Origin of the sequence: Caballeronia sp. Lep1P3 (assembly GCF_022879595.1) — a bacterium.
In the GTDB taxonomy this organism is placed as follows: Bacteria; Pseudomonadota; Gammaproteobacteria; order Burkholderiales; family Burkholderiaceae; genus Caballeronia.
Genome location: NZ_CP084267.1, coordinates 388,647 through 412,614, shown reverse-complemented (window position 1 = coordinate 412,614; position 23,968 = coordinate 388,647). Strand labels below are relative to the sequence as shown.

The window sequence follows — 23,968 nt, the reverse complement described above, 5'->3', positions numbered from 1 at the left end:
GACTGCATAGTATGTCTTACCGATACTATCGGACCCTGCGTCCAGCGATCCGCAAGTCAATCGACCGCCTAGGCACAAACCCTTGTGCACGGCGCTAGCCAGCCCGCGCACAATGATCTTCTGCTGGGCAAACAGCGAAAGTCTCGAGGAGCACACCATGAAACGGAATCGGATCGCAGCCATTGCTTTGACGATCGGCACGGCAGGCGCATGTCTCGCGAGCGCAGCGCACGCCGACGGCACCGCCGCGCGAAAGCTGGGCCAGATCGGCGTCATCAATCAGACGATGCAGCCGAAGGCGCCCCGGTCGTCACCCGGCGCTTATTCGAACTCGAACGCACCGACCAATAATTCGACGAATGCGGTCAATCCCGGATACCAGACCAATCCCGGCAACGCCGCGAACGCGAATGCCGCAACGAACGCGCGCGGCGGCACGGCCGGCCGAAACACGCGTTGACGTTTGAGGGCATCGCGCACGCGCGGGTAAAAGGTTCCGGGCGTGCGAGGCCCGCCCTGCGCCCGTTCCAGCCGAAAAGCACGCTTGTTCTCGACAGTTAGGAACGCGCGTTCCGAAAAATCTGCTCAATGCTTCTCAATCGGTTTCCTCTGGGCAATGCAAATATTCAAAGTCCGGTTATCGTTTGCGCGGCTTCATCCCCCGACGAATCCAAAGGCATACTGTGTCCACAAACAAATAGATTCCGAGAGAAGACATGTACGGGGATACAAGGACGCTCTATTACGTCGGGCGTAACGTGTCGGAGGATTTGGCCGAGCGTCTGCATGCGCGCGGGTGGACGATCGAACAGGTCGATCCTTCGAAGCCGCTCAAGCACGGCAAGCGCGCCGCCGCGGGCATCGTCGATATGACGAATCGCGGTTTCGCCAGGGACAGCGCGGCACTCGCCGGCCTGCTCGCGAGTCACAGAATCGGCTGGGTAGCGACCGTCGACGCCGACAGCGCGGACAAGCCCGAGCTGTGCCGACTCATTCTGGATTTCTGCTTCGATTATGTGACGGTGCCCTGCTCGGCCGATCGCGTCGTCGATGCCGTGGGCCATGCGTATGGCATGGTCGCCCTGCACGATGTGGCGAGCAACGATCCGCATAAGCCCGAAGGCAACGAAGGCGGCATGGTCGGCAATTGCGAGCCCATGCAGGCGCTTTATCGCTCGATTCGCAAAGTCGCGATGACCGATGCGCCCGTCTTCATTTCCGGCGAATCCGGAACGGGAAAGGAACTCACTGCGCTCGCCATCCATGAACGCTCCGGGCGGCGGCAGCAGCCGTTCGTCGCGATCAATTGCGGCGCCATTCCGCCACATCTATTGCAGTCCGAACTATTCGGCTACGAGCGCGGCGCGTTCACGGGCGCGAACCAGCGCAAGATCGGGCGCGTCGAAGCAGCCGATGGCGGCACACTCTTTCTCGATGAAATCGGCGATTTGCCGCTCGAAAGTCAGGCAAGCCTGCTGCGTTTTCTTCAGGAACGCAAGATAGAACGGCTGGGCGGTCAAACGTCCACTTCGGTCGATGTCCGCATCATCTCCGCGACGCACGTCGATATGCAGACGGCAATGCTCGAAGGCCGCTTCCGCGCGGACCTTTATCACCGCCTGTGCGTTCTTCAAATCGACGAGCCGCCGCTGCGCGTGCGCGGCAAGGACATCGAATTGCTCGCGAATCATATGCTGGAGCGCTTTCGTCGCGATGCGAGCCGGCGGCTGCGCGGCTTTGCGCCCTGCGCCATCGCGGCGCTTCACAACTACGCATGGCCCGGCAATGTGCGCGAACTCATCAATCGCGTGCGGCGTGCAATCGTCATGTCCGAAGGACGGCAGATTCTCGCGAGCGACCTCGAACTCGGCGAATACGTCGAAGCCGCGCCGATGACGCTTGCACAGGCGCGCGAGGCTGCGGAGCGGCACGCCATCGAAGTCGCGCTCCTGCGGCATCGCGGCCGGCTCGGCGAAGCGGCAGACGAACTCGGCATCTCGCGCGTGACGCTTTACCGGCTGCTAACGGCCTATGGATTGCGGGCGCGCGCGGACAGACCGTTGAAGGTATCGGGCGCCTGAGCGTGCATGTGACGCTTAGATGCCCGGCGCATCCTGCCTGAGAAAGCGGACAATGCGGCTCGCCACCGTCCTCGGCTGCTCCTGCTGCACCCAATGCCCTGCCCCTTCTATCAGATGCGCGGCGCGGAAGTTCGTGCACACGCGCTGACGCATTGCCTCGAAGTCGCCGGGACGCTGGCAATACCCCCAATCGCTGCTGCCCGCGATGAAGCATGACGGCACGTCGATCGTGCGTCCCGACCACAGACGCAGCGGCGCGCGGTAGCGTTCGTCGTTGCTGCATCGATACCAGTTGAGGCCGCCTTGAAAACCCGTGCGCTCGAATTCGCTTGCGAAGACTGCGAGTTCCTCGTCGGAAAGCCACGCGCACGATGCGATGTGCGCCGCGTCAGGCATGTATTCTTCGACCGTTTCGGGCATGGTCTTGTCCGCGGGCATCACGTAATACGCGGGCAATAGTGCAAGTTCTTCCGCGGCAGGCGCTGCGAGCGGATGCGGATGATTGCCTTGCCAGTCCGCGCTTTTCACATGAAAGTACGCCCGCAAGAATGAGCGCAGGCCTTGCGGCGCGTGCTGCATATCGTCGTGGGCTTGCGGCTCGCAGAAATAGCGCTGATAGTGCTTGCGCGGCGGATCGAGCGATGCGAGCGCGCTCATTGCATCGGTCATCGCCGATGGCGCGGCATCGTGGAACGCGGTGCCGAATGCAAAATCAGGCGGCCCGGCGAACGGCGCACTCATCATGACGACCGAGCGGAACACGTCTGGCCGGATCAGCGCGCACCACGCCGCGACGAAAGAGCCGAAGTCATGGCCCACCACCGCCGCCGTCTCGCGATAACCCAATGCGAAGACGAGGCCGAGCACGTCGCGCACGAGGTTCGGAAACGTGAATTCGGCAAGATCGGCGTCGAACCCCGCGTTGCCTCCGCGCGTCCTGCCATAGCCGCGCTGGTCCGGCGCGATGACGTGATAGCCCGCGTCTGCAAGCGTCGTAATGACCTTGCGCCAGCTAAAGGCGAGTTCGGGAAAGCCATGAAGCAGAACGATGCATGGTCTGCCGGGCGACTCGTACCCGGCCTCGAGCAGATGCATCACAAGGCCGTTTCCGTTGTCGACGAAGCGTGAGCGCACGCCTTCCGGCAAGGGCAAGTCCTGCAGTGTTTCGCTCATGCGCGGCTCCTTTGTCTGTTGTTCACGCTGCGATGCGCGGCTTCAAAGTCGGCTAAGACTCAAATGTACCCGACGCCCGCTCGTCAGGCACATCGGACTTGCGCTTAACGGGGAAGCGTTGCACGCTTTAAGATGGCTGGCCAAGGCATGCGTGCAACGCAATACAGGCCATCGCATGCTTCATGCCGACATCTCTTTCTTTCCGGAAACCCGAGCCATGACCACTTCTTCTTCCCGTCGCGCCGCCTTTCGCGAACTCGTCAATGCACGCCGCGGTCTGCTGTTGCCTGGCGCGTTCAACGCGATGAGCGCGCGCGTGGCCGCCGATCTCGGCTTCGAGGCGCTTTACATCACCGGCGCAGGCGTGACCAACATGTCGCTCGGCATGCCGGATCTCGGTTTCACGGGGCTTGCAGAGATCACCGAGCATACGTCGCGCATACGCGATGCAGTCGAATTGCCGCTCGTCGTCGATGCAGACACGGGCTTCGGCAATGCGCTCAACGTGCGTCATACCGTGCGCGCGCTCGAACGCGCGGGCGCCGATGCAATTCAGCTGGAAGATCAGGTGATGCCCAAGAAATGCGGGCACTTCGCTGGCAAGAGCGTCATTTCGACGAGCGAGATGCTTGGCAAGATACGCGCCGCCGCGGACGCGCGAGAGGACGAGAACTTTCAGATCATCGCGCGCACGGACGCTTGCGCGGTGGAAGGCTTCGACGCGGCCATCGAGCGTGCGAACAGATTCGTCGAAGCCGGCGCGGACATTCTCTTTATCGAAGCCATCGAGACGCAAGAGCAGATTGCGTCCTTGACGAAACAGGTCGAAGCGCCGCAACTCATCAATATCGTGATCGGCGGAAAGACGCCTGTCACGGGACGCGATGAATTGCAGCGCCTGGGCTTCAGCCTCGTGCTTTACGCGAACGCGGCTTTGCAAAGCGCGGTGCGCGGCATGCAGACGGCCTTGAGCGCGCTAAAGGAACAAGGCAGGCTCGACGAAGACCCCGCTATCGTCGCGCCTTTTTCCGAGCGTCAACGGCTTGTCAACAAGCCTTTCTACGACGAACTCGACCGCAAGTACGCCGCCGAATGAACGCTTAGCGCGTGTACATTGCATTCCAGTCGGCTTGCGAAACGCGATTGCCCGACTGGGTCGCGCCATTCGCTGCGCCACCGTAAGCGGTTTCGCCACGGCGCGCGGCGAGCTTCGCTTCGGCTTGCTGAATCGCGGCGGGATAATGCGCCTGGTCGCCGTCTCCGACGTGATAACCCACGCTTTGCAGCTCGGCCAGTTCGGCGCGAACCTGTGCGCGCGTGATCTGGCTGCCTTGTGCGAACGACAGGGCGGGAATGGTCAAAGCGGTGGCGACGACTGCTGCGCAAATCAAGGACTTCATTGCATGACTCCGGTGATTGGGTTGCTTGCCTGAGCCTTACGACTCAAGCAGTAGGCGAAGTCTAGGCGCATGAATCCCGAGGGTTAACCCCTAACCCAGGAAGGCACTGTTCATTGAAATGCGCGCAATGGCGGGCGCGAGCGACAAAGCGAATATTTGCTATGCTCGCTTCGCAACGAATGCATGACGTCGAAGGCGTCTTGCATTTCATTCAGCGCTAGGCGCTCAACGAAAATGGGAGATGCAGATGGCAAAGGGTTACTGGGTTAGCGCGTACCGTAAGATTGCCAAGCCGGATCAGGTGGCCGAATATTCGAAGCTCGCGACCGTCGCCATCAAGGAAGGCGGCGGTCGTGCGCTCGTGCGCGGTGTCGCTTCGGCAGTGCAAGGCGCGGGCATCGCGGAGCGCACGGTGCTCGTCGAGTTCGACTCGCTCGATCAGGCGCTCGCTACTTTCAACGGCGAGAAGTATCAGGAAGCGCTCAAAGTGCTAGGCGATGCATGCGAGCGCGATTTCCGTGTAGTGGAAGGCCTCGAATAAGAAATGCATGACGGCGATGGCGGCTCCATTAGCCGCCATCGCCGGTCGCTTATTGTCCCGGCGCGTAGAGATCCAGCAGACGTAACGTGACGCCGTTGGTCCATCCGAAGCCGTCCTGCAGCGGATATTCCCCGCCCCCTCCGCCGCCCGTCCCCGTGCCTTCCACGATGTATTTCTCGACGAGCTTCTGCTCGGTCGCATAGACGTGGTTCACGTCGGAGAGAAAACGCGTGCCTATCTGCTGCGCGAGATCGCCGCGCCCATAGCGTCGCAGGCTTTGCACGGCAATCCAGTGCAGCGGCGCCCAGCCGTTCGGCGCATCCCACTGTTGCGTCGTGTTGAACGTGGTTGTCGTGAGGCCGCCCGGCTTCAGCAGCAACGCTTCCACGGTGTTGGCAGTCGTATGCGCGCGCTCCGGCCACGCGGCGCCCGCAAACAAGGGATAAAGCATGGCGGCCGAGGGGTTGTTGCGCGGCTGCGCAAGCTGCCAGTCGTAGTCGCCGTAATAGCCGTTGTTATTCCAGAGATACTTGTTGATGCCGAGCGCGCGTTGCGCCGCCTTGCCGACGAACTGCGCCACGCATCCGAAGTCGCGCGACTCGCCGCATCCTCGCGCGATCGTCGTTTCCAGATGAAACATCAGGCTATTGAGATCGACGGGCACGATCGATGTCGTGCGGATAGTCGCAAGCGTCTGGTTATCGCCGAACCAGCGCGAGCTGAAATCCCAGCCGCTTTCCGCAGCGGCGCGCAAGTCGCGATACACCTCGTTGGCGGGACGACCCGGCACCGACGTCGCGGTCTGCACGTCTTCCAGATAGGACTCGTCGCGCGGCGTATCGCGCTCGTCCCAGTAGCGGTTGAGCACGGTGCGATCGGGCAGCATCACCACGTTGCGCACGGCCGCGCCCGGTTGCAGCGAATCCGCGCCCTGCATCCAGTAACCATATTCGTGGCGCATCTCAGGCAAGTACTTCTGATACACGCGCCCGCCTTCCTTGTGCGCGGCGAGCTCAACCATGTAAGAGAAGAACGGCGGTTGCGAGCGGCTCACGTAATACGTGCGATTGCCGTTGGGAATATGGCCGATGGTGTCGATGAGATACGCGAAGTTGTCGAGCATGTCGTCGACGAGATCTTCACGGCCCGCTTCCTGAAGGCCCAGCATCGTGAAATAGGTGTCCCAGTAGTAGCCTTCGCGAAAGCGCCCGCCCGGCACGACATAAGGCTTCGGCATGGGGATGAGCGTGCTGTACTGAGGCACGGTCGCGGTGTTGCGCGTGAGCGCGGGCCAGAGCCAGTCGATATGCTCTCTTAGCGTCTGGTTCGGCGGCGGCGTGATGACCTGATCGGTCGGCGGCGTGAAATATTGGGCGACGAAGGCGGAAAGGCTGAAGCCGGGAACCGCGCGCTGCTGCAAATAGAGCTGATTGATTTGCGCCGGGTCCATTTTCGGCGTCGCATCGACGAACGTCTTCTGATCCGGATAGATCTGCTGCGTTTGCACTGCAACGAACAAGTCGCCATAAAGCTCGCTTGGCGGCGGCGGCAAGACATAGGCGCTTGGCGAATCCGCATAGGCCGCGCTTGCTATTGCGCTTGCCGCGCCGGCGAGAAGCCATGCGCCAAACAGACGACGCGCCTTGAGCGGCATGTGTTGCGATGCGTCAGGTGTTCCGCGATACCGCGACAGTACGATCATATTCACTCCTTCAAAGGGTGATGAACCGGACTGGTCTCGTTCGTCCCGCGCTTGTTCGTTTTCGAATATGCAGCACGGCGAAGCATCGCACGGCTTCAAGGGCAGTGGCAACCGGTCGTTGGGAATTGCGCTTGAGTTGCGGCATTGGGCGTGGGCGTCAGGCGCGCGAATTCTTAGTCCACTCATTCGGTCATTCTTTGACCGTCGCCGCGAAAAATGCTATTACCACGGGGCTTTTGCGCCAAGGCCCCACACATCGAAGCCGCGAAAGCCTTCCGTAAAAAATCCACCGGCATCGGCATGGAAGCCGATGCGCGTCAGCTCAAGGTCACTGTGAATCCAACAACAACGCTCGCTCCGTGGGCCGCCCACGACACACAACTGTTGCTTGCCTGCGCGCTCGGGCTCGCCATCATCATCGTCTCCATCAGCGTGCTGAAGCTCGCACCGTTCTTGTCGATTCTCGTCGGCACGTTCGCCGCTGGCTTCACGGCGCATCAACCGCTCGAAGCCATCGCGCAAGCGTTCAGCAAAGGCGCGGGCGCGCTTCTGGGCGATGTCGGCATCATCATCGCGCTAGGTTCGATGCTCGGCGCGCTGATGGCCGAATCGGGCGCGGCGGACCGCCTCGTCACCACGCTGCTCGATCACTCCACACCGCGCCGGCTACCGTGGATGATGGCGTTCGTCGCGATCATCGTCGGCTTGCCGCTCTTCTTCGAAGTCGGCCTCGTGATGATGGTGCCGATCATCTTCGTCATGGCGCGCCGCGCGAAGCAGCCCATTTTGCGCATCGCGATTCCGGCGCTCGCGGGCATGACGACGCTGCATGCGCTTCTGCCGCCTCATCCCGGCCCGCTCATCGCGGTGAGCGCGCTGCATGCCGATCTCGGCCTCACGCTCGGCCTCGGTCTGATCGTGGCATTGCCGGCCGTCATACTCGCGGGTCCGCTCTACGGCATCTGGCTTGCGAAGCGCGTGCACATCGAAGAGCCGGATGCGATCGGCAAGCTCTTCACCGAACATGCCGACGCCGCATCGACGCCCGGTTTCGCCATCTCGCTCATCACGATTCTCTTGCCTGTCGCGATGATGCTCGGCCGCACCGTCGCCAAGCTCGCGCTTGCGAAAGACACGCTGTTGTACGACACGCTCGACTTCGTGGGCGAACCGCTCGTCGCGCTTGCGCTGACCGTGCTCTTCGCGATCGTCATGCTCGGCTGGTCGCGCGGCATGGCGCGCGAGCGCGTCGGCGGCATTCTGCGCAAGAGCCTGCCGCCCATCGCCGCGCTCCTGCTCACCATCGGCGCGGGCGGCGGTCTCAAGCAGACGCTCGTCGCCGCGGGCATCAGCGCGACCATCGGCAAGATTGCGGTCGGCGCGCACTTGCCGCTCCTCCTGCTCGCATGGCTCATTGCGGTCGCGCTCAGGCAGGCAACCGGCTCCGCGACGGTCGCGACCACGACGACAGCCGGCATCGTCGCGCCGGTCGTCGGCGCGCTTTCCGCGACGCATACCTCGCTGATGGCGCTGGCCATCGGCGCCGGCTCCGTCTTCTTCTGTCACGTCAACGACGCCGGCTTCTGGATGGTCCGCGAATACTTCGGTCTGAAGCTCAAGCAGACCGTCGCGGTATGGTCGGTGTTGCAGACCATCGTGTCGGTCGTGGGCCTCGTGCTGACGCTCGCGCTATGGAGCGTGCTCACCTGATGCGCGAGTCACGCATCTAGCGCACGCCGAACTTCCACACGGTCACTTCGTGATACTCGTCGCCGGGCCTGAGTTCGGTCGACGGGAACGAAGGATGATTCGGCGAATCCGGGAAATGCTCGGCTTCGAGCGCGAAGGCGTCTGTCTGCCGATAGGCGTTTCCCGATACGCCCACCGCGCTGCCGTCCAGCCCATTCGCGGTATAGAACTGCAAGCCTGGCTGCGTCGTATAGACATCGAGCACGCGGCCGCTTGCGGGATCGTAGGCGCGCGCGGCAAACGAAGGTTCACCGTCGCGCTGCGATGTCCTGTTCAGCTTGAAGTTATTGTCGTAGCCGCGCGCGTAACGCAACTGCGGGAAGCCGGAACGCAAGCGCGCACCGATCGGCGTAAGCGCCCTCAGATCGAGCGGCGTGCCTTCGACCGGCGCAATCTCGCCCGTGGGGATCGAGTCCGCGCGCGTCGGCGTATAGCTCGATGCAGCAATCATGATGAGCTGCCCTTCGACGCTTCCGCTGCCCTCGCCCGCCAGATTGAAGTAACTGTGATTCGTGAGATTGACGACGGTAGGCTTGTCGGTCTTCGCGCGATAGTCGATACGCACTTCGTTGTCGTCGGTGAGCGTGTAGGTCACGTCTACGGTGAGCGTGCCCGGAAAACCGTTCTCGTTGTCCGGGCTCACGTAACGCAATTGCACCCCCGCGCCGCCTGATTCTGAAATGTCCGCACGACCGTCCATACTTTTTCGTCGAAACCATGCGGGCCGCCATGCAACGTATTGGGCGGATCGTTGATCGGCAATTGATATGTGTGTCCGTCGATGGTGAAGCGTCCCGAAGCGATACGGTTCGCATAGCGGCCTATGAGACTGCCGAAATGAATGTTCCCGTTATAGCGCTCGTAATCGGCAAGGTTCGCAAAGCCTAGGACGATGTCCGCGCGCCGCCCGCGTCTGTCGGGCACATCGATGCGCGTGACGATGCCGCCATAGGTGATGCAGTTCATGGAAAGTCCGCGCGCGTTGGCAAGCGTGTACTGAACGACGGCCTGTCCCTGCTGGGTGGCGCCATAAGGCGCGGAAGCGACGGTTGCCGCATGCGTTGCCAAGGGGCCGAGCGCGGCACATAACGCGGCTGCGCTGCGAATAAACGAAGTCATATTCAATGGGTCGTTAAGCAATCGATGAATAAAGCAGTCGAGCATCGCGTATGCCCGCCTCGGGCGCAGGCCTTCGAATCAGGCACGCTCGATGCATCCGGTGCGTTGGCATGACGCTTTCTCTCAGGCCCAAGGAGTGCATATGACGCAGGAAACCGAACGTTCGACACCGCCGAAGCAAAACACTGACGATTCAACCGCAGCGGACCGCCGTCTGAGCGACGAGCAGAAGCAGAACATGACGCACGAACCCGCAGCGCCGACGAACAAGGGCGAGCCGCTGCCCGATCCGAACGCCGTCGGCGAAGACGGTTGAACGCACGATGCAATGCCTGGCGCGCAGCGGCTTTCACGCTGCGCGCGCCTCTTGCAGTAAGTGTAGGAACAATGTTAGAAGCACCGTTACGGGACCGGACAAGCCGCGCCCGGCGACATGCGTCGCCATTCAACTGCAGCAAGGACGCTCATGCACGATCCTGCTCACTTTCTTCCGTCGTTCGTGTGGCGCGCGGCGCGTGACGGGCTGATTCAATATGCAAATCCCTGGGCGTCGCGTTATCTCGGCATCGCGTCCGAAGAATTGATCGGCCGGCATTGGCAGGCTTTTGTCCATCCCGACGACGTCAAAGATATTCTCGATGCGTTGCGTCAAATGCGCGACGGAACGCTTCTGCGCAACGTGGATGTCCGCCTTCTGCGTGCCGATGGCGAATTCCGCTGGCATACGCTTCATTTGCAGGCGCGTCGCGACGAAGACGGGCAAATCGGCGATACGGTAGGCGTCGCCATCGACATTCACGAATGCCGGCATGCGTGGGCGCTTTACGAAGCAAGCGAGCGGCGCTTGCAAGCCGCGTTCGCGGGCGCGCGCATGGGTGCCTGGGAATGGGACATGAACACGCGCGTCGTTCGCATGACGGGGCAACTCGCGGCCATGTATTCGTTTGCGCCCGGCACCGAAACGGCAATGCTGTCGGAGATATGGGACCGCGTCGCGCCGGAATACCGCGACCTGTTTCAGCGCGAACTCGCCGATGCACTGCGCAATGGCGGGCCATTCGAGTTCGACTTCATGCTGGATGGCGAAGCGCACGACAAGTCGTCGCAAAAACGGTGGGTGCGCATGCGCGGCAATCCCGAGTTCGACGCGAATGGCCTTCTCACGCGCGTCTATGGCGTGAGCTTCGATATCAGCGCGCAACGCGCCGACGAAGAGCGCCTGAGTCTGAGCGAGCGGCGATATCGCGCGCTGGTGGAATCGACGGGCGCGCTCGTGTGGTCCGCAGACGCGAACGGCGAGATACGTCCTTCAGGTGGCGAATGGGAGATGTTCACCGGCGCGCGCCGCGACAGGCTATCGCGATGGGGCTGGCTCGACTTCATTCATCCGGACGACCGCGAACGCACGCATCGCGCGTGGCTCGAAGCGCTGCATCAGGGCGGCCCGCGCACGCTCACGTTTCGCATGTATCGTCGCGATGGCGTGTATCGCATGGTGCAGGCGCAGGCCGCGCCGCTCTACGACGAGAAGGGCGAGCTGCAGGAATGGTTCGGCACCACCACCGATGTCACGCCGCAATACGAAGCGCAAGCCGCGATCGAGGCGCGCAGCCTGCGCCTGACCGTCGCGATGCAGGCCGCGAAGCTCCATATCGTTTCGCTCGAACTCGCGACGTGGACGCTGCTTTTCGAAATGGGCGGCGACGATCGAACGGATCCTGCCGAACCGCTTACCTACGAAGCGGCGCTCGCGCGTCTTCATCCCGATGACGCGCCGAGACTCGACCGCTACGTGCGGCGTCTCGCAGCGGGTGACGATCCGCAGGAACAGTTCGAATTCCGCGTGCGCAACGTGAACGGCGAACAGTGGATGCAGGGCAGCGCGCTGCTCCAGCGCAGCAAGGACGGCAATCCGCTGCGCATCATCGGCAGCGTGCTCGACATCACCGAACGCAAGCACATGGAACTCGTGCTGCGCGAATCGGGCCGGCGCAAGGACGAATTTCTCGCGATGCTCGCGCATGAACTGCGCAATCCGCTTGCGCCGCTACGCACGGCCATTGCGCTTTTGCAAAAGGACGACGACGTCCCCTCGCATACGGGCGATCTGATCGAACTGATGCGCAGGCAAGTGGAGCACATGACGCGCATCGTCGATGACCTGCTGGAAGTCTCGCGCATCACGCAGGGGCGCATCGCGCTCAAGACCGAGCCGGTTCTCGTCGGCACCGCCGTGTACCACGCGGTCGAAGCGATTGCAGGCATGGTCGAAGCGCGCGGCCAGCGCATACAGGTCGATGTCCCGGATGCGACCACATGGGTTTGCGGCGATGTCACGCGGCTCTCGCAAATCCTCGTCAACGTCCTGAACAATGCGAGCAAGTACACGCCGGAAGAAGGCAACATTTCCGTGAGCGTGAAGGCGGATCAGGACTGGGTGTCCATCGTGATCGCGGACACCGGCACCGGCATTTCGGCAGACCTGTTGCCGAAGGTGTTCGAACTCTTCTCGCAGGGCGAACGCACGCTTGACCGCTCGAACGGTGGGCTCGGCATCGGGCTATCGCTCGTGAAGAAGCTCGTCGAGATGCATAACGGAACGATCACCGTGCAAAGCCCCGGACCGGGAATGGGCACGACCGTGACTGTGGGCCTGCCGCGCTTGCATCATCACGAACGGCATACGGCGCTGGCGCTTTCGGAGGCTGGCGGCATCGAGACGCACGCGGCGCTGCGCATTCTCGTCGTCGACGATAACCGCGATGCCGCCGATTCGCTCGCGATGCTCTGCGAATCCGAAGGGCACGTCACGCGCGTGGCGTATTCGTCCGAAGAAGCGCTCCGGGCCGTGCCGTTCGAAGCGGACGTCGCGTTGCTCGACATCGGCTTGCCCGATATCGACGGCTATGAACTTGCGCGGCGGCTGCGGCGCAAGGGCGACAGCGCGCCTTTGCTCATCGCGATCACAGGCTATGGACAAGCCGAGGACCGGCTGCGCGCCCAGTCCGCCGGCTTCGACTATCACTTCGTGAAACCCGTGAACGTGGAGAGCCTGCTGAAGCTGCTGTCGTCCCTGACTGTCGCGAGCCGCGCGGAACGATGATTGCTTCGAACGCGTCACCGAAACTTTCATGGAGGTGCGCATGGCCGAGCAACATAAACCCGGTGAGAAAGTGCAGACGTCGGGGATTTATCGCGTCGTCAAGGAAGGCGACGGCGGTTCCGCTTTCGAAGTGACGTGCGTGGAAGGCGAGCATTTTCCGCCAACGCGAAGCGGCAAGGGCGCGCATTACGAGCTGGTGCACGCCGCGACGCACTCACACAAGCATGCCGAGCTCGGCAGCGCGGACAAGTAATTCACGAAGGCGGCCAGCGTGCCGCCGTTTCGACATGAGGACGACGCAATGAATCCCGAACCATCCGATCCCGTCGAGCGCGCGGACAAGCGCCGCGAGGCAATCGGCGAAGGCGACGTGAAAGAGAAGGCCGACGGCACCATCGAGCAGCGCGAGCATGGAAGCATGGACGCATCGCTGGTTCCGAAGGGCAAGGATCATCCGGAACAAGGGCCTTATACGCCTGAGAACGATCACGTCGATCCCGATGTCGATCCCGCCGCGAGCAGCGATCATCCGCGCAGCAAGCCGGATTCGAAGGCATAGCGCGGACGTACCGTATGTGCCTCTGTGCCGTATGATGCGCGCTCTTGCTTAGCTCAGGACCGCATCATGCAAATCCTCGTCGATGCCGACGCGTGCCCCGCCGTCGTCAAGGACATCCTGTTTCGCGCGGCCCCGCGCGTCAAGGTTCACGTTACGCTCGTCGCCAACCAGTTTCTGCGCACGCCGCCCTCGCCTTTCATCAAGGCAGTGCAGGTTCCGTCGGGCTTCGATGTCGCCGATGCGCGCATCGTCGAACTTGCCGACGCGGGCGACCTCATCATCACCGCCGACATACCGCTCGCAGCCGCCGTGCTTGCGAAAGGCGCGCACGCGCTCGACCCGCGCGGCGAATGGTTCAGCGCGGAGAACATCGAGGAGCGTCTGACGATTCGCTCGATGATGGATCAGCTACGCAGCAGCGGAATCGATACGGGCGGGCCATCGCCTTATAGTCCACGCGATGGAAAAAATTTCGCTGCGCAACTGGACCGCTTTCTCGCCCGCAGAGAGGCCGTGAAGTGAACGGTTCGCGATTCAGGGTCGCGGGCCTTCGCTATCCGGTCCCGGCATGCGGCGATCGGCGTGCGGGCTGTCGCTGAAATGGTCGGGAAAGACCTTGCCGACAAGCGCGTCGTAATCACCCGATGGCGCGCTCACGATAGCGTGCAGCATCTTGATGAACGCGTTGCCGTCGGTCAGGTTATCGACGATGACGCGTGCCGTTCTAAGCGAGATGGACTCCGTCAGCGGCGGCGCATTGCCGTCCTCCAGTTTGAACCTGAACCGATGGATTTCGGCCGATGCGGTCTCCGGCGGCGCTTCGTGCGAGACGATGGTGGCTTTCATATTTCGTCGTTATTGATTCTGATTCACGCGCCCTTCCCTTAGCAAGGAACGATCCACGACGGCCGGGGCATGGCGTCTGCTTGCACGCCTGGCGAACGAAGATACGCACGGAGGCGCCATGCAAAGCGAACGCTTTTCTTTTGCAGGATACGACGTGACAGTGACGACCGAACAGGTCGAGACGGGCGACTGGACGCCGCTCATACAGGCCTTTCGCGATGGCAAGCCGGTTGCACTGCCACAAGTCGAAACCGTTGAGCCGAACTGGGCCACACGCGAGGAGGCGCTGCGCGCGGGCGTCGAACAGGCGCGCAGGTTGATCGATCGTTACGGCCGAGGGCATGACGATCAACATACCGACGGCGCAATCAAGCGGGATTTCTAGGCCTGGAACGCGGTATGCGCATTTGTCAGTCCCTAACCACTCAGGAAAGGAGCACGTAATGCCATCGTCCAAGCTCGGTAATTCGAACCCGACCAATCCGCGTAACGATCAAGGAAAGGCGCAGGGACAACAGCAGCAGAATCAGCAAAAGCAGCCGATGCATCAGGGCGGTCAACGGCAGCCGTGAACGCACTGGCGTGCGTGAATGAGTCCGGCCGCATGCATTGCTCGCGCGTGCGGCCGGATTCCCCTTGCACTGATTGCACTGATTGCACTCGCAGGAGAATGAACATGAACGCGCGCATACTGTGCGGGGCGCTCGCACTCGGTTTATCGAGCGTGGCATGGGCCGCGGGCAGCGGCACCGGAAGCACTGGCTCGGGTGCATCCGTGAACACATCGCCGGCGGGACGCAGCGGCGCGGCATCCGGACCGGGATCGGCTGGCGGCATGCAGCCTGTGACGCCCGGCGGCGGCACAGGCGGCGCGGGCGACGGCATGCGTTCGCCCGGCCAAGGCTCAGCCGGCGGAATGCAGCCGATGACACCGGGCGGCGCCACGGGCGGCACGACGCGTCAGCCGGGCAGCAAGTCCACCACCAACGGCGGCGCTCAGGGCCAGTGATCGGCGCGCCTGATGACGCCTGATGGCGCATGCTGCGGCATACTCGTGAAGCGAGCCCGCTTCGAGGCTTCGCTTTGCCGGTTATCACGGAGACGCCATGCCCGATCGAGCCATCAGTCGCTACCCCGTTCCCAATCCGCAAGACTGGCCCGACGATATTCGCGCCCGCATACTCGACGTGCAGGAGAAAGCGGGCTTCGTTCCGAATGTCTTTCTTGCGTTAGCGCACCGGCCCGATGAATTTCGCGCCTTCTTCGCCTACCACGATGCGCTGATGCTCAAGGAAGGCGGTCTCACGAAAGGCGAGCGGGAGATGATCGTGGTCGCGACGAGCGCGGTCAACGCTTGCCTCTACTGCGTCGTCGCGCATGGCGCCATTCTGCGCATCTATGAAAAGAACGCGCTCGTCGCGGATCAGGTCGCGGTCAATCATCGCAAGGCGGATATCACGCCGCGTCAACGGGCGATGCTCGACTTCGCGATCAAGGTCTGCCGCGATTCCGCGAGCATCGACGATGCGGACTTCATCGCGCTTCGATCACATGGGTTCAGCGATGAAGACGCGTGGGACATTGCTGCAATCACCGCCTTCTTCGGGCTCTCTAACCGCATGGCGAACGTCATGTCGATGCGGCCCAATGACGAGTTCTATCTGATGGGCCGCGTGCCGAAAGAACGCTGAATCGCTATTGCGGCTGTCTCTTGCGGCACTTGAAGTTGCCGCGCGAATCTGACCGTTAGTCGCGTCTTTGCAATCGCTCGGTATTTGGTTATCCGATGTATTGGAATCGCCAGCGTTAGCTCCGCTGACTCTGGTTAACCCCAATAACCCGCGCCCCCTCACCTGAAAATTTCTCAGCAATAGCTGAGACGAACCGCGTTGATCGTCAGGTCGAAGGCGGCGACACTGCCTCCACACCGAACAAACCATGGAGACGGCAATGTTGCTCGACAATCGTGTAGTGATCGTGACTGGCGCGGCCTCGGCGCGCGGCATCGGCAAGGCGACGGCGAAGGCGCTCGCGGCTCAAGGCGCGCGCGTCGTGATTCTCGATCTGCGCGAAGCCGACGCCCAAAGCGCCGCACGCGATATCGGCGAAGGCCACCTGGGTCTCGCATGCGATGTCACCGACAAGGCCGCGTGCGTCGCCGCCGCGAATGCGACCATCGAAAAGTATGGGCGCATCGATGCGCTCATCAACAACGCGGGCATCACGCAGCCCATCAAGACGCTGGAAATCAGCGCGAATAATTTCGATGCGGTCATCGACGTCAACTTGCGCGGCACGCTTTACATGTCGCAGGCGGTCATCGGCCAGATGAAGCAGCAGCAGAGCGGCAGCATCGTGTGCATGTCGTCGGTGTCGGCGCAACGCGGCGGCGGCATCTTCGGCGGACCGCATTACAGCGCGGCGAAAGCCGGCGTGCTGGGTCTCGCACGCGCGATGGCGCGCGAGTTCGGCGGCGACCATATCCGCGTGAATTCCATCACGCCCGGCCTCATTCAGACCGACATTACCGGCGACAAACTTACGCCCGAGATGCGCGCTGACATCATCAAGGGCATTCCGCTCGGGCGCCTCGGCGATGCCGCCGACATAGCCAACGCGTGCCTCTTCCTTGCAAGCGATCTGTCGAGCTATCTCACGGGCGTCACGCTCGACGTCAACGGCGGCATGTTGATCCACTGATCGCCGCAGCACCGACGCACCCGGACAACCGGGGCGTAACGCCCTTCATGGCAGGAGACATGCATGAAAACCCGCTTCAGCGCGCCGCCACTCACGGCGGATGTCGCGTTGTCTTCGGATAGCGCGACCTTCGAGGCCAGGACCTACGCAAAGGTCGGACGCCGCCTCATTCCCTTCTTGATGCTGTGCTATCTCGGCGCCTATCTGGACCGCGTCAACGTGGGCTTTGCGAAGCTGCAGATGCTCAACGATCTGCGCTTCTCGGAGACGATCTATGGCATTGGCGCGGGCATCTTCTTTCTGGGCTACTTCCTCTTCGAAGTGCCGAGCAACGTGGTCCTTCACAAGGTTGGCGCGCGCAACTGGCTCGCGCGCATCATGCTGACATGGGCCGTGATCTCGGCGAGCTTCGTGTTCGTCAAGTCGCCGACCATGTTCTACGTGCTGCGCTTCCTGCTGGGCGTTGCGGAAGCGGGGTTCGCGCCGGGCGTCATTCTTTATCTCACGTACTGGTTTCCGGCTGCGCGACGCGCCAAAGCCCTGTCGCTCTTCTTTATGGCGATACCGCTTGCGGGCATCGTAGGCGGCCCGCTCTCCGGTTACATCATGCATGCGTTTCAGGGCTTGCATGGGCTTGCAGGATGGAAGTGGCTCTTCATTCTCGAAGCGGTGCCTTCGCTCGTGCTCGGCATCGCGATCCTCTTCTATCTCGACAACGGCATCGCCGGCGCGAAGTGGCTCACCGATACGGAGAAGGCGCTGCTCGCACGCAATGTCGAAAAGGACAACGCGCAGAAGTCGGAACACGTATCGATTCGCGCCTTCATCGGCGACCGCCGTCTGTGGCTCATGGCCGCGATCTATTTCTGTGTCGTGCTGGGTCAGTACGGTCTGACTTTTTGGCTGCCGACGATCGTGCGCCGCGCCGGTGTCGCGGACCCGCTGTGGGTCGGCATCTTCACCGCGATCCCGTATCTCTGCGCCATCATTGCGCTGCCGCTCATCGGTGCAAGCGCCGACAAGCGCCGCGAACGCCGCCTGCATCTGGCCATTCCGATGCTCGTTTCCGCAGCCGGCTTCGCCACCTTGCCGATGCTCGGCAGCGTGGGCGCGTCGATCATTTGCGTGAGCGTGGCCGCAGCGGGCATCCTCGCATCGTCGTCGCAGTTCTGGTCCTTGCCGACAGCACTGCTCGGCGGAATGTCGGCGGCTGCGGGCATCGCGGCGGTCAACTGCTTCGCCAATCTCGCGGGCTTCTTCTCGCCCGCCATCGTCGGCTGGCTCAACGATCTCACGGGCAAGTCGACTGCGGGCCTGATCTTCATCTCGGCGTCGGTCGTAATCGGCGCGGCGCTGGTGTTCCTCGTGCCCGCCAAGACCGTCAACCGCTAGGCAAGCATCCATTCATTCAAGGAGACAATCATGAACAGTCCTATCATCGAGGAAACGACGCTTGCAGAGCGTGCCTATCGAATTCGCCGCAATGCGCTGCTGATGGGTGAGGTGCAGGGACAAGGCTATATCGGCCAGGCCCTCGATATCGCCGATGTGCTGGCCGTCGCCTACTTCGGCGCGATGAACTACCGCCCGCAAGACCCGGAGTGGGAAGACCGCGATCGCTTCCTGCTGTCCAACGGACACTATGCCATCGCGCTTTACGCAGCGCTTTTCGAAGCGGGCATCCTGCCGCAAGAGGAACTCGAAACCTACGGCAGCGACGACAGCCGTCTTCCCATGTCCGGCATGGCGAGCTATACGCCCGGCATGGAAATGTCCGGCGGCTCGCTCGGACAAGGGCTGACCATCGCTGTAGGCCGTTGCCTCGGCTTGAAGCGCAAGCAGTCGAAGTCCTTCGTCTACACGCTTTTCTCGGACGGCGAACTCGACGAAGGCGCGATCTGGGAAGGCCTGATGTCCGCGGCGCACTGGAAGCTCGACAATCTGATCGCGATGATCGACGTGAACAATCAGCAGGCGGACGGCCCCTCGACGCAGATCATGGCGTTCGAACCGCTCGTGCCGAAGCTCGAAGCGTTCGGATGGTACGTGCAGCGCGTGAACGGCAACGACATCGACGCCGTGAAGGAGGCCTTCGACAACGCGCGCAATCTCAAGGAAGCGAAGCCGCGCATCATCGTGTGCGATACGAAGATGGGCTGCGGCGTGCCGTTCCTCGAGCAACGCGAGAAAAATCACTTCATTCGCGTCGATGCGCACGAGTGGAAGCTCGCGCTCGAAGCACTCGAAGCATCCGACGCACGCCAATAAAGCCGCATTCACCTTGCACGAGACGAGAGCGTGCGCTGCACCTCAGCCCGCTCTCGTCGTCAGGAGACATTCATGAGCACCGTTGAAAAGAAGCCCCGTTTAAAGACCTCCGCGATGATCGCGTCGATTGCCGGCGAAGGCCAGCTTACGCACTCCGCGCCGTTCGGACACGCGCTCGTCGAACTCGCGCGTGAGAAGACCAACGTCATCGGCATGACCGCCGATCTCGGCAAGTACACCGACCTGCATATCTTTGCGAAGGAATTCCCCGAGCGCTACTACCAGATGGGCATGGCCGAGCAATTGCTCATGGGTGCGGCAGCGGGATTCGCGCACGAAGGCGCGCAGCCGTTCGTGACCACGTATGCGGTCTTCGCCACGCGCCGCGCTTACGACTTCATCCATCAGACGATCGCGGAAGACAATCTCGACGTGAAGATCGTCGCCGCGTTGCCCGGCCTCACGACGGGCTACGGCCCGAGCCATCAGGCAGCCGAAGACCTCGCGCTGATGCGCGCAATGCCGAACATGACGGTCATCGATCCGTGCGATGCGCTCGATATCGAGCAGATGGTCCCCGCTATCGCCGCGCACAAAGGCCCGGTCTATGCGCGACTCCTGCGCGGCAACGTGCCCGCAGTCCTCGACGAATACGACTACACGTTCGAGCTCGGCAAGGCGAAGCTGCTGCGCGACGGCGCGGATGTTCTAATCATTTCATCAGGCATCCTGACGATGCGCGCACTGGAAACCGCGAAAGCGTTGAAAGCGGATAACGTCGACGTGGCCGTGCTGCATGTGCCGACCATCAAGCCGCTCGATACGGAGACGATCATCCGCGAAGGGCGGCGCACCGGGCGGATGGTGGTGGTGGCGGAAAATCACACGGTCATCGGCGGATTGGGCGAAGCCGTTGCGACGACGCTCCTCGGCGCCGGCGTGACGCCGGCCTTCAGGCAGATCGCCTTGCCGGATGCTTTCCTCGATGCGGGCGCGCTGCCGACCTTGCACGACCGCTACGGCATCTCGACCAACGTGATGACGAGCACTATCAAAGGCTGGCTGGGCTAACGCGCGCCGCCCCGCGCGGGCTTCTTGCCGCGCGGCGCTTCTTTCACGACAGGCGCGGCTGCGCCTGTCGCTTCTTCCAGCCACGAAAGCGTATCCACATAAGCGAGAAAGTGCTGCAGATAGCCCGGCGATACTTCGCGCATCAGCGCAAGCGAACGGTGCACGAGGCTGCTCGAATTGAGTGGCCCCGCGTTTCTGGGCACTTTCTGCAGCGACTCGCGCAACTGCCGTTCCGCGCTAACCTTCGACCACACAGCGCGGAAATAGTCGAGCAATTGCGCATGAGAAGGATGCGAGGCCGCGTGCGTGGCCATATCGTCGAGCAAGGCTGACAGCGGGGAACGCCCCGCCTGGGCATCTTGCGCGGGCATCGCGCGAGCGTCGGACACATCGCGCTCGAATTCGTTCAGCAGCGCTAATAATCTCGCCTCGATGATGCGGCGCGCCTCGCCTTCATGCGCCAACGCGCGCCGCGCCATCGCTTCCATCATACGAAAGCGCGCCGCATTCACGCGGTCGTCGCCGTTCGCGCGCCATGCGTCGAGCTTCGCAATGGCTTCGTCGATGGTGTCAGCCACGAGGCTTCACCAGCGAATTCGTCGGGCGCGGCACCGCCGATATTTCCACGCGCCGGTTCTTCGCGCGGCCTTCGTCGTCGGCGTTCGTACTGACGGGTTGTTGGGAGCCGAATGCCGCCGCGAACACCGAAGAAGGCGCGACGCCCGCATCGATCAGCGCGCGCGTGACCGTCAACGCGCGCTTGGCCGACAACTCCCAGTTGTCCGCGAACCGTCGATTGCCTTCGCGCACTTGCTGATCGTCCGCGAAGCCGCTGATCATCAGGATTTCGTCATGCGATCCGAGATACGCGGACAGCGGCGCGACGAGGCTCTTCAGCACGTCGCGTCCCTGCGGTTGCAGTTGATCGGAATTGAGCGCGAAGAGCACGTTGCCCGCGATGCCGATACGCCCGTTCACGAGCGTCACGCGCCCCGACGCCAGCGGCCCCGCGAGCGCCTGTTCGAGCGTCTTGCGCCGCGCTGCTTCCTGCTGACGTTCCTTGACGGCCTGTTCGAGCTTCGTCGATAGCTGCAACTGCACGCCGATGACCGCGACGAGGATCAGCACGAACGCGCCGAGCAGCACCGACATCAGGTCCGCGAACGCGGCCCAAATGGGCGCGGCGGTCTCGATGCCGCCATCGAGTTCGTCGTTCATGCGCGCGCTCCGTCGAGCTCACGTTGCGCCGCGATGCGCTGCAAGTCCTCGACGATCTGCTTCTGCGACATCACGCTCAGGTCCACCACTTCACGCGCCTGCGCGACGTAGTACGCGAGCTGTTCGTCGCTGCGCGCAAGCGTCTTGTCGAGCGCCGCTTCGATGCGATGCAGTTGAGCGACGAGCGTCTCGTTCGATGCACCGAACGACTGAACCGCCGCGCCGAACGCTTCGCCGAGGCTCGCCACTTCGACCGCGCTGCCCGTGACTTGCGCCGCGACCGCGCCAATTCTTTCGCTCTCCGCGCGCACGTTGTCGGTGAACTGCGTGCCGGCGCGCGCGAGCACGTCCGCCGACGTCGCGACGAGCGCGTCTACCGCCGTGCGCTGTTCGGTCGATGCGTGATTGACGGCATCGAGCAAGGTTTCGAGCGTGGCCAGCAGACGGCTGCGCTCTTCGAGCATCGCGGTGTCGCGGACCATCGAGTCGGAGAGCTTCTGGCGCATTTCGGCGACGACTTCGGCGGCGGCCTTCGGCGCTTCTGCGGCGGACTGCATCACGCGCTCCACTTCGGCAATCACGCTTTGCGCGTGCGCGCGCGATGCCTCGGTCATCTCGCGCGCGGTGCCGGCGAGCGTCTCGCAGATGTCCTGCTGACGGCGCTCGACGAACGCGTTCGTTTTCTGCCATTGGTCGCGCAATGTCGCGGCCATCGCGCCGAGCGCATCGGTCCATGCGGTGAGCCGCGCGTCGTTGCGCGATGCAAGCTGCGCTTCAAGTTTCGAATGCGCTTCTTCGACGGAACGCAGAAGTGATACGGAATGCTGTTCCAATCGCTCGGTGGCCGCGTTCAGTGCTCGCCCGTGATGCGCGGCAAGCTGCTCGCCTGCGCGCTGTTGCTCGGACAACGCGCCGCGCCACGCATCGGCAAGGCTCGCCGATGTGCTTTCGAGCCGCGATGCCACGCCTTCGAGCAGGTTCGTGGAACGCGCTTCGATACGCTCTGCAAAGCCATCGAGCGATGCGATTGTCGCGGTGACGAGCGCCGCGCTCGCTTCCTCGTGTTTGTGCAGCGAGTCGCCGAGCTTGTCCGCGATCTTGTCGACGCAAATCCGCAACTCGTCGGAGACGCCGTTCATGCGCGCCGATACGTCCGCGACGAGACTCGACGACGACTGTTCGAAGGCTTGCGTGAAGCCCGCGAGCGATGCGCCCGTTTGCGTCACCACCGCTGCGCTCGCTTCTTCGTGCTTGAGAAGCGACTCGCTCAACGCATTCGATACGCCGTTCATCTGCTGCGACACGTTATCGACGAGCGTGCCTGCACGTTGTTCAAAGCCATCCGTGAAGCGCGCGAACGATGCATGCATCTGCTGGACCAGCGCCTCGTTCGACGTGCGATGCGCGTCGAGCGAGCGATCCCATATGTCCGAGACTTTTTCGGTGGCCGCCGCGAAGCCGCCCGACAAACCGTCGAGCTGCCGCGCGACCGCCTGTTCGATGCTGCCGTGGAGCACTTTGGTCTCGCGCGAGATGCCGTCCATCGCGGCCTGCATCACCGGCTGCAATGCGGCGCTCGCGGCACGCGCGCTGTCGGCGACGCTCTGCTTCAGCGACAACTCCACCGATGTCGCGAGCCGGCGATACGCGGTCTCGGTATTCGCATGAAACGCGCTCTGATTCGCGAGTTGCCGCTCGCTTGCCGCAGTGCTCTGGGCTTCGATCGCGGTCATCATCGCGTGGAGGCGGTCCACCAGCGCGGGCATTGTTTCGGCCTGGCGCTGCATGAGCCTGAACGTCTCCTCGCGTTGATGCGTCTGCGTGAAAGGCCGCAGCGTGGTCGCGGCCTTGATGTCGAGCGATTGCGCGACGTGTAGCCTTTCGCGACGGCACAACGCCGACAAGAGGCCGAGCATCGCCGACGTCGCGACGCCCGCGATCGACGTGCCGAACGCAAAGCCGAGGCCCGTCACCGGCGCGGCGAGCGATGCGCGTATCGCGGCGAGATCCGTGGAGCTTTCGAGCGCAGCGCCCGTGCCTCGCAGCGTCGCGACCATGCCGAGCAGCGTGCCGAGCATGCCGAGCAACACCAGCAAGCCGACGAGGTACGGCGCGAGCGCCGGCTGCGGCAACGCGACGCGCTCGCCTTCGATGCGCTGCCGCACCGCATTGCGCAGCGCGGCTGGCACCTGCTCGAGCCAGGTGACGAGGCTTTTCGGCGTCGTCTGCAATTGGCCGATGGCTTGCGCGAGCGCATGCGTCGTCTGCTGATAGCGCTGCAATTCATACGCGCCCGCCACATAGCACGCGCCGATGAGAAGCGTGACGGCGAGCGCGAGCGCATTCGAGCCGATATAACCAATGGCTATACCGCAGACGGCCAGGAGGCCGGCCACAAACACTGCTGCATTCAAGAGATTTCGGGGCATGGCGTTCAG

At 62.8% G+C, this 23,968-nt stretch carries 25 protein-coding genes and 1 pseudogene; 18 read left to right on the top strand and 8 right to left on the bottom strand.

Annotated elements, in window-relative coordinates; translation table 11 throughout:
- Nucleotides 1-157: 157 nt before the first annotated feature.
- Together LDZ27_RS22450 and LDZ27_RS22445 are read left to right on the top strand one after the other, a co-directional pair.
- Nucleotides 158-460 carry a hypothetical protein gene (locus LDZ27_RS22450; protein WP_244817327.1) on the top strand — a complete coding sequence of 101 codons (303 nt, stop codon included), beginning with the start codon at nucleotides 158-160 and terminating at the stop codon, nucleotides 458-460.
- Between the two features lie 256 nt (nucleotides 461-716).
- Nucleotides 717-2,081, top strand: coding sequence for a sigma-54 dependent transcriptional regulator (locus LDZ27_RS22445; protein ID WP_244817326.1), 1,365 nt, complete (start codon nucleotides 717-719; stop codon nucleotides 2,079-2,081).
- 15 nt (nucleotides 2,082-2,096) lie between these two features.
- Here the strand turns inward: LDZ27_RS22445 and LDZ27_RS22440 are convergent, their stop codons facing one another.
- Nucleotides 2,097-3,176 (bottom strand): alpha/beta hydrolase, encoded by a 1,080-nt coding sequence (locus LDZ27_RS22440; protein WP_244818014.1) that lies wholly within the window; start codon nucleotides 3,174-3,176, stop codon nucleotides 2,097-2,099.
- 295 nt (nucleotides 3,177-3,471) lie between these two features.
- Here LDZ27_RS22440 and LDZ27_RS22435 point away from each other — a divergent pair, with 295 nt between their 5' ends.
- Nucleotides 3,472-4,350, top strand: a complete 879-nt coding sequence (locus LDZ27_RS22435) for an oxaloacetate decarboxylase (protein WP_244817987.1) — start codon at nucleotides 3,472-3,474, stop codon at nucleotides 4,348-4,350.
- A 4-nt stretch (nucleotides 4,351-4,354) separates the two neighbouring features.
- Here the strand turns inward: LDZ27_RS22435 and LDZ27_RS22430 are convergent, their stop codons facing one another.
- Complete coding sequence (locus LDZ27_RS22430) at nucleotides 4,355-4,654, bottom strand: DUF4148 domain-containing protein (protein WP_244817986.1); 300 nt, start codon at nucleotides 4,652-4,654, stop codon at nucleotides 4,355-4,357.
- A 247-nt stretch (nucleotides 4,655-4,901) separates the two neighbouring features.
- On the opposite strand from LDZ27_RS22430, the gene LDZ27_RS22425 reads away from it, so the two are divergent.
- Nucleotides 4,902-5,195, top strand: coding sequence for a DUF1330 domain-containing protein (locus tag LDZ27_RS22425; protein ID WP_244818013.1), 294 nt, complete (start codon nucleotides 4,902-4,904; stop codon nucleotides 5,193-5,195).
- A gap of 49 nt (nucleotides 5,196-5,244) precedes the next feature.
- Here the strand turns inward: LDZ27_RS22425 and treA are convergent, their stop codons facing one another.
- Nucleotides 5,245-6,849 carry an alpha,alpha-trehalase TreA gene (gene treA / locus LDZ27_RS22420; protein WP_370653482.1) on the bottom strand — a complete coding sequence of 535 codons (1,605 nt, stop codon included), beginning with the start codon at nucleotides 6,847-6,849 and terminating at the stop codon, nucleotides 5,245-5,247.
- A gap of 381 nt (nucleotides 6,850-7,230) precedes the next feature.
- Between treA and LDZ27_RS22415 the strand changes: the two genes are divergently transcribed.
- Complete coding sequence (locus LDZ27_RS22415; protein WP_244818012.1) at nucleotides 7,231-8,607, top strand: gluconate:H+ symporter; 1,377 nt, start codon at nucleotides 7,231-7,233, stop codon at nucleotides 8,605-8,607.
- 16 nt (nucleotides 8,608-8,623) lie between these two features.
- Here the strand turns inward: LDZ27_RS22415 and LDZ27_RS22410 are convergent.
- Nucleotides 8,624-9,765: pseudogene (locus LDZ27_RS22410) on the bottom strand (aldose epimerase family protein).
- 142 nt (nucleotides 9,766-9,907) lie between these two features.
- On the opposite strand from LDZ27_RS22410, the gene LDZ27_RS22405 reads away from it, so the two are divergent.
- From LDZ27_RS22405 to LDZ27_RS22385, 5 genes are all read left to right on the top strand, one after another.
- Nucleotides 9,908-10,081 (top strand): hypothetical protein, encoded by a 174-nt coding sequence (locus LDZ27_RS22405; RefSeq protein ID WP_244817984.1) that lies wholly within the window; start codon nucleotides 9,908-9,910, stop codon nucleotides 10,079-10,081.
- A gap of 150 nt (nucleotides 10,082-10,231) precedes the next feature.
- Nucleotides 10,232-12,868, top strand: a complete 2,637-nt coding sequence (locus tag LDZ27_RS22400) for a PAS domain-containing protein (RefSeq protein WP_244817983.1) — start codon at nucleotides 10,232-10,234, stop codon at nucleotides 12,866-12,868.
- A gap of 40 nt (nucleotides 12,869-12,908) precedes the next feature.
- Complete coding sequence (locus tag LDZ27_RS22395; RefSeq protein WP_244817982.1) at nucleotides 12,909-13,121, top strand: YjzC family protein; 213 nt, start codon at nucleotides 12,909-12,911, stop codon at nucleotides 13,119-13,121.
- Nucleotides 13,122-13,169: 48 nt separating this feature from the next.
- Complete coding sequence (locus tag LDZ27_RS22390; RefSeq protein ID WP_244817981.1) at nucleotides 13,170-13,427, top strand: hypothetical protein; 258 nt, start codon at nucleotides 13,170-13,172, stop codon at nucleotides 13,425-13,427.
- A 66-nt stretch (nucleotides 13,428-13,493) separates the two neighbouring features.
- Entirely contained in the window at nucleotides 13,494-13,949 is a 456-nt protein-coding gene (locus LDZ27_RS22385) for a YaiI/YqxD family protein (RefSeq protein ID WP_244817980.1), read from the top strand.
- 12 nt (nucleotides 13,950-13,961) lie between these two features.
- On the opposite strand, the gene LDZ27_RS22380 is transcribed toward LDZ27_RS22385, so the two are convergent.
- The gene (locus tag LDZ27_RS22380; RefSeq protein ID WP_244817979.1) at nucleotides 13,962-14,273 is read right to left on the bottom strand and encodes a hypothetical protein; all 312 of its coding nucleotides are present in this window, start codon (nucleotides 14,271-14,273) and stop codon (nucleotides 13,962-13,964) included.
- Between the two features lie 118 nt (nucleotides 14,274-14,391).
- Here LDZ27_RS22380 and LDZ27_RS22375 point away from each other — a divergent pair, with 118 nt between their 5' ends.
- From LDZ27_RS22375 to LDZ27_RS22345, 8 genes are all read left to right on the top strand, one after another.
- Nucleotides 14,392-14,658 (top strand): DUF6566 family protein, encoded by a 267-nt coding sequence (locus tag LDZ27_RS22375; RefSeq protein ID WP_244817978.1) that lies wholly within the window; start codon nucleotides 14,392-14,394, stop codon nucleotides 14,656-14,658.
- A gap of 58 nt (nucleotides 14,659-14,716) precedes the next feature.
- On the top strand, nucleotides 14,717-14,845 hold the full coding sequence (locus LDZ27_RS28885) for a hypothetical protein (RefSeq protein ID WP_255751465.1): 129 nt from the start codon (nucleotides 14,717-14,719) through the stop codon (nucleotides 14,843-14,845).
- 104 nt (nucleotides 14,846-14,949) lie between these two features.
- Nucleotides 14,950-15,282 (top strand): hypothetical protein, encoded by a 333-nt coding sequence (locus LDZ27_RS22370; RefSeq protein ID WP_244817977.1) that lies wholly within the window; start codon nucleotides 14,950-14,952, stop codon nucleotides 15,280-15,282.
- A 97-nt stretch (nucleotides 15,283-15,379) separates the two neighbouring features.
- Nucleotides 15,380-15,964 carry a peroxidase-related enzyme gene (locus tag LDZ27_RS22365; protein ID WP_244817976.1) on the top strand — a complete coding sequence of 195 codons (585 nt, stop codon included), beginning with the start codon at nucleotides 15,380-15,382 and terminating at the stop codon, nucleotides 15,962-15,964.
- Nucleotides 15,965-16,223: 259 nt separating this feature from the next.
- Complete coding sequence (locus LDZ27_RS22360) at nucleotides 16,224-16,973, top strand: SDR family NAD(P)-dependent oxidoreductase (protein ID WP_244817975.1); 750 nt, start codon at nucleotides 16,224-16,226, stop codon at nucleotides 16,971-16,973.
- Nucleotides 16,974-17,036: 63 nt separating this feature from the next.
- Nucleotides 17,037-18,365 (top strand): MFS transporter, encoded by a 1,329-nt coding sequence (locus LDZ27_RS22355; RefSeq protein ID WP_244817974.1) that lies wholly within the window; start codon nucleotides 17,037-17,039, stop codon nucleotides 18,363-18,365.
- A 30-nt stretch (nucleotides 18,366-18,395) separates the two neighbouring features.
- A complete protein-coding gene (locus LDZ27_RS22350; RefSeq protein WP_244817973.1) occupies nucleotides 18,396-19,241 on the top strand; it encodes a transketolase in 846 nt (281 codons plus the stop codon).
- Nucleotides 19,242-19,313: 72 nt separating this feature from the next.
- Nucleotides 19,314-20,312, top strand: a complete 999-nt coding sequence (locus LDZ27_RS22345; protein ID WP_244817972.1) for a transketolase family protein — start codon at nucleotides 19,314-19,316, stop codon at nucleotides 20,310-20,312.
- Here LDZ27_RS22345 and LDZ27_RS22340 read toward each other — a convergent pair.
- From LDZ27_RS22340 to LDZ27_RS22330, 3 genes are read right to left on the bottom strand one after another with little or no spacing between them, the layout of a single operon-like run.
- Nucleotides 20,309-20,890 carry a DUF2894 domain-containing protein gene (locus LDZ27_RS22340; protein WP_244817971.1) on the bottom strand — a complete coding sequence of 194 codons (582 nt, stop codon included), beginning with the start codon at nucleotides 20,888-20,890 and terminating at the stop codon, nucleotides 20,309-20,311. The genes LDZ27_RS22345 and LDZ27_RS22340 overlap by 4 nt on opposite strands.
- On the bottom strand, nucleotides 20,883-21,530 hold the full coding sequence (locus LDZ27_RS22335) for an OmpA family protein (RefSeq protein ID WP_244817970.1): 648 nt from the start codon (nucleotides 21,528-21,530) through the stop codon (nucleotides 20,883-20,885). Before LDZ27_RS22335 ends, LDZ27_RS22340 begins: the two co-directional genes overlap by 8 nt.
- Nucleotides 21,527-23,959, bottom strand: a complete 2,433-nt coding sequence (locus LDZ27_RS22330; protein ID WP_244817969.1) for a DUF802 domain-containing protein — start codon at nucleotides 23,957-23,959, stop codon at nucleotides 21,527-21,529. The genes LDZ27_RS22335 and LDZ27_RS22330 overlap by 4 nt, the downstream gene beginning before the upstream one ends.
- Nucleotides 23,960-23,968: the final 9 nt, after the last annotated feature.

Excerpts from the sequence above, each read along its gene's own strand:
- LDZ27_RS22425 (WP_244818013.1), top strand. The coding sequence starts at position 4,902 with ATGGCAAAGGGTTACTGGGTTAGCGCGTACCGTAAGATTGCCAAGCCG.
- LDZ27_RS22360 (WP_244817975.1), top strand. The coding sequence starts at position 16,224 with ATGTTGCTCGACAATCGTGTAGTGATCGTGACTGGCGCGGCCTCGGCG.
- LDZ27_RS22450 (WP_244817327.1), top strand. The coding sequence starts at position 158 with ATGAAACGGAATCGGATCGCAGCCATTGCTTTGACGATCGGCACGGCA.
- LDZ27_RS22385 (WP_244817980.1), top strand. The coding sequence starts at position 13,494 with ATGCAAATCCTCGTCGATGCCGACGCGTGCCCCGCCGTCGTCAAGGAC.
- LDZ27_RS22345 (WP_244817972.1), top strand. The coding sequence starts at position 19,314 with ATGAGCACCGTTGAAAAGAAGCCCCGTTTAAAGACCTCCGCGATGATC.
- LDZ27_RS22390 (WP_244817981.1), top strand. The coding sequence starts at position 13,170 with ATGAATCCCGAACCATCCGATCCCGTCGAGCGCGCGGACAAGCGCCGC.
- LDZ27_RS22350 (WP_244817973.1), top strand. The coding sequence starts at position 18,396 with ATGAACAGTCCTATCATCGAGGAAACGACGCTTGCAGAGCGTGCCTAT.
- LDZ27_RS22440 (WP_244818014.1), bottom strand. The coding sequence starts at position 3,176 with ATGCATCTGCTCGAGGCCGGGTACGAGTCGCCCGGCAGACCATGCATC.
- LDZ27_RS22430 (WP_244817986.1), bottom strand. The coding sequence starts at position 4,654 with ATGAAGTCCTTGATTTGCGCAGCAGTCGTCGCCACCGCTTTGACCATT.
- LDZ27_RS22330 (WP_244817969.1), bottom strand. The coding sequence starts at position 23,959 with ATGCCCCGAAATCTCTTGAATGCAGCAGTGTTTGTGGCCGGCCTCCTG.
- LDZ27_RS22370 (WP_244817977.1), top strand. The coding sequence starts at position 14,950 with ATGAACGCGCGCATACTGTGCGGGGCGCTCGCACTCGGTTTATCGAGC.
- LDZ27_RS22335 (WP_244817970.1), bottom strand. The coding sequence starts at position 21,530 with ATGAACGACGAACTCGATGGCGGCATCGAGACCGCCGCGCCCATTTGG.
- LDZ27_RS22405 (WP_244817984.1), top strand. The coding sequence starts at position 9,908 with ATGACGCAGGAAACCGAACGTTCGACACCGCCGAAGCAAAACACTGAC.
- treA (WP_370653482.1), bottom strand. The coding sequence starts at position 6,849 with ATGCCGCTCAAGGCGCGTCGTCTGTTTGGCGCATGGCTTCTCGCCGGC.
- LDZ27_RS22435 (WP_244817987.1), top strand. The coding sequence starts at position 3,472 with ATGACCACTTCTTCTTCCCGTCGCGCCGCCTTTCGCGAACTCGTCAAT.
- LDZ27_RS22355 (WP_244817974.1), top strand. The coding sequence starts at position 17,037 with ATGAAAACCCGCTTCAGCGCGCCGCCACTCACGGCGGATGTCGCGTTG.
- LDZ27_RS22445 (WP_244817326.1), top strand. The coding sequence starts at position 717 with ATGTACGGGGATACAAGGACGCTCTATTACGTCGGGCGTAACGTGTCG.
- LDZ27_RS28885 (WP_255751465.1), top strand. The coding sequence starts at position 14,717 with ATGCCATCGTCCAAGCTCGGTAATTCGAACCCGACCAATCCGCGTAAC.
- LDZ27_RS22395 (WP_244817982.1), top strand. The coding sequence starts at position 12,909 with ATGGCCGAGCAACATAAACCCGGTGAGAAAGTGCAGACGTCGGGGATT.
- LDZ27_RS22400 (WP_244817983.1), top strand. The coding sequence starts at position 10,232 with ATGCACGATCCTGCTCACTTTCTTCCGTCGTTCGTGTGGCGCGCGGCG.
- LDZ27_RS22380 (WP_244817979.1), bottom strand. The coding sequence starts at position 14,273 with ATGAAAGCCACCATCGTCTCGCACGAAGCGCCGCCGGAGACCGCATCG.
- LDZ27_RS22365 (WP_244817976.1), top strand. The coding sequence starts at position 15,380 with ATGCCCGATCGAGCCATCAGTCGCTACCCCGTTCCCAATCCGCAAGAC.
- LDZ27_RS22375 (WP_244817978.1), top strand. The coding sequence starts at position 14,392 with ATGCAAAGCGAACGCTTTTCTTTTGCAGGATACGACGTGACAGTGACG.